This is a genomic window from Paenacidovorax caeni, from assembly GCF_001298675.1.
GTDB classification, from domain to species: Bacteria; Pseudomonadota; Gammaproteobacteria; order Burkholderiales; family Burkholderiaceae_C; genus Paenacidovorax; species Paenacidovorax caeni.
On sequence record NZ_CYIG01000111.1, the window covers coordinates 1 to 2627 of the forward strand.

Here is a 2627-nt window from a genome sequence, read left to right on the forward strand (position 1 = left end):
AAGCCCGCCTGTAGATGTGCAGTCTGTCCTTGCATGGTGTCGCCTTCGATCAATACGTCCCACTCACTGTCGCGAGAGGAGTCAATATCGAATCAAAGGAAAAAAGCCCCGGCATGATTGGTTGAATTAGCGGGAAGTCCCTGTAGCAGAGTTAGAGTGCATTGTTTTTCCCCTTGATGTTGCGCACGAGCATGCCAACAGTAACTGTAATAAGTAGGCAGATAACTGAGGACGTAATGACTGCGACAAGAAAGAACGGATCAAGGTAGCCAGCGTACAGGTAAGCAGCGACTTGAAACAGAACTACTGCTGTGGCAGTAGCCAGCACCGTGGCAAGCAAAAATGAACGCAGCAACAGGTGCCACCCTAGCGCAGAAGCGACTGCGATAGACGACAAAACAAGCCAGCCAACAGTTGCCTCTGACATTGATGGCTCTAACGGCCAAGGTAAGCGGCCCGCAGAATGCGGGTCCGCTTGACCGCAGAGTTAGACCCGAAGGCCAAAAGGAAGCGCCCGGACTTGGACAAGGGCGCAGCCCACGAAAAAGCGCTGGGCCACGAAAGCGGCGCAGCACTGCAAGAATGATAGCTGATGGCGCTTGGCTGGCAAGCGCTGGAGGCCCAAAAGGCTTGAAAGTCTTTGGAACAGGGCGGAGCGCTGGAACAGGTGGGTGCGCGCATGAAACGGGTGATGGGACTAACGGCCAGGGTAAGCGGCCCGCAGAATGCGGGTCCGCTTGAGCGCAGAGTTAGACCCGAAGGCCAAAAGGGAGCGCCCAGACTTGAAGATGTGCGCGGCCCAGGAAAAAGCGCTGGGCCACGGAAGCGGCGCAGCGCTGCAAGAAGGATAGCTGGTGGCGCTTGCTGCACAAGCGCTGGAGGCCAAAAAGGCTTGGACAGCCTTTGAGACATGCGAAGCGCTGGAATAAATAGCGGCCTGCATAAAGCGGGAATATGAAGGGACTAACGGCCCAGATAAGCCGCCCGCCGTAGGCGGGTCGGCTTGAGCGCAAAGTTAGACCCGAAGGCCAAAAGGAAGCGCCCGGACTTGGACAAGGGCGCAGCCCACCAAAAAGCGCTGGGCCACGGAAGCGGCGCAGCGCTGCAAGAATGATAGCTGATGGCGCTTGCTGCACAAGCGCTAGACGCCAAAAAGGCTTGAAAACCCCTTGGACAAGGCAGAGCGCTGGAATAGGTGGCTGCGCGCATAAAGCGGGTGATGGGACTAACGGGCGAGGTAAGCCGACCGCCGAAGGCGGGTCGGCTTGACCGGAAGGTTAGAGCCAGAAGCCAAAACCGATAACTTGGATTTGGCGACGGGCACGAACTGCGAAAAAGCGCAGCGCCACCGAGGCGGCGCAGCACTACGAAAACAATAGCTGCTTGCGCTTGCTACGCAAGGACCAGAGGCTAAAAAGACCACAAACCAGCGTAACGCCACCAGGCGAAGCCCAGACAAACGACAAACCCAGCGCTGCACAACGCTTGAGAAACTGAATGCCGTTTGAATAGACATGGGCGAAATAAATTGGTTTTCAGTGGTGCTAACGAACAAGCTAAGCCGACCGCCGAATGCGGGTCGGCTTGAGCGAATACGAAGGGACTTCCCGCAATCCCGAGACGGCGTCATAGCGCCAAGATTGATGTGTCGAAGTCAATCTGTCACAGGAAAGGGGAAGTCCATGAGCGAGATTACACGGGCGCCGGTGGCGCGGGTAGGGGTGGATCTGTCCAAGCGGGTTTTCCAGGTCCATGCGGTCGATTGCGCGGGCCGGCTGGTGCTGGCCAAGGCGTTCCCGGTGGAGCGCTTCTTTGCATGGTGCGCTGAGTTGCCCCAAGGTTGTCTGGTGGCCATGGAAGCGTGTGGCGGCGCGCACCATGTGGCTCGCCGGCTTCGCCTGCTGGGTCTGGACGCGCGGCTTGTGGCGGGCCACTTCGTCACGCCCTACCGCATGGCCGGCAAGAGCGGCAAGAACGACGCCAACGATGCGGCTGCCATCTGCGAGGCGGCGGGTCGGCCGCACATGCGCTTCGTTCCAGTCAAGAGCTGCGAGCAGCAGGGGCTGTTGGCCGTGCACCGCCTGCGCGAGGGCTACAAGGAAGAGCGCACGGGCTGCATCAACCGCATTCGCGGCCTGCTGGCCGAGTTTGGCCTGGTGTTTCCGCAAAGCCCCGAGGCGCTGCGCCGGGTGCTGGCCGAGGTGATCGAGGACGCCAGTAACGAGTTGCCCACCATCGCCCGCATGGCGCTGCAGCGAGCCCACCTGCACTGGATCGACCTGGAGCTGCAGCTCGCCTGGTGCGATGAGCGCATTGGCGCACATGTCCGAAGCGATGCGCGTGCCCAGGCAGCGGCCCAGTTGCATGGCATCGGCCCAATCACGGCCTCGGCCCTGGTGGCCAGCGTGGGCGACTTTGCTCAGTTTCGCAATGCCCGCCAGTTCGGCGCCTGGCTGGGTCTGGTGCCCAGCCAGAACTCCACGGGCGGCAAGGCCAGCCTTGGGCGCATCACCAAGCGCGGCGACGAGTATTTGCGCACCTTGCTGATCCAGGGCGCCAAGTCGGCGGTGATGACGGCCGGCAAACGCAGCGACCGCATCAGCCAGTGGCTGGTGCAGCTCAAGGAG

6 protein-coding genes are annotated in these 2627 nt (G+C 60.6%); 1 reads left to right on the forward strand and 5 read right to left on the reverse strand.

Going from position 1 to position 2627, the window contains the following annotated elements:
* Window positions 1-151: 151 nt before the first annotated feature.
* Genes BN2503_RS20390 through BN2503_RS19840 form a run of 5 tightly spaced genes read right to left on the reverse strand, consistent with a single transcriptional unit; the run spans window position 152 to window position 1630 of the window.
* Window positions 152-427 (reverse strand): hypothetical protein, encoded by a 276-nt coding sequence (locus tag BN2503_RS20390; protein ID WP_148639787.1) that lies wholly within the window; start codon window positions 425-427, stop codon window positions 152-154.
* 8 nt (window positions 428-435) lie between these two features.
* Window positions 436-681 carry a DUF1010 domain-containing protein gene (locus BN2503_RS19825; RefSeq protein WP_074930530.1) on the reverse strand — a complete coding sequence of 82 codons (246 nt, stop codon included), beginning with the start codon at window positions 679-681 and terminating at the stop codon, window positions 436-438.
* 16 nt (window positions 682-697) lie between these two features.
* A complete protein-coding gene (locus tag BN2503_RS19830; RefSeq protein WP_074930531.1) occupies window positions 698-943 on the reverse strand; it encodes a DUF1010 domain-containing protein in 246 nt (81 codons plus the stop codon).
* Between the two features lie 20 nt (window positions 944-963).
* Entirely contained in the window at window positions 964-1209 is a 246-nt protein-coding gene (locus BN2503_RS19835) for a DUF1010 domain-containing protein (RefSeq protein ID WP_074930532.1), read from the reverse strand.
* Window positions 1210-1225: 16 nt separating this feature from the next.
* Window positions 1226-1630, reverse strand: coding sequence for a DUF1010 domain-containing protein (locus tag BN2503_RS19840; protein WP_353611905.1), 405 nt, complete (start codon window positions 1628-1630; stop codon window positions 1226-1228).
* Between the two features lie 52 nt (window positions 1631-1682).
* On the opposite strand from BN2503_RS19840, the gene BN2503_RS18935 reads away from it, so the two are divergent.
* A partial coding sequence (locus BN2503_RS18935) for an IS110 family RNA-guided transposase (protein WP_054258131.1) occupies window positions 1683-2627 on the forward strand: 945 nt, incomplete at its 3' end.

Coding starts and splice junctions, on each gene's coding strand:
- BN2503_RS20390 (WP_148639787.1), bottom strand. CDS start 427: ATGTCAGAGGCAACTGTTGGCTGGCTTGTTTTGTCGTCTATCGCAGTC.
- BN2503_RS19825 (WP_074930530.1), bottom strand. CDS start 681: ATGCGCGCACCCACCTGTTCCAGCGCTCCGCCCTGTTCCAAAGACTTT.
- BN2503_RS19830 (WP_074930531.1), bottom strand. CDS start 943: ATGCAGGCCGCTATTTATTCCAGCGCTTCGCATGTCTCAAAGGCTGTC.
- BN2503_RS19835 (WP_074930532.1), bottom strand. CDS start 1,209: ATGCGCGCAGCCACCTATTCCAGCGCTCTGCCTTGTCCAAGGGGTTTT.
- BN2503_RS19840 (WP_353611905.1), bottom strand. CDS start 1,630: ATGACGCCGTCTCGGGATTGCGGGAAGTCCCTTCGTATTCGCTCAAGC.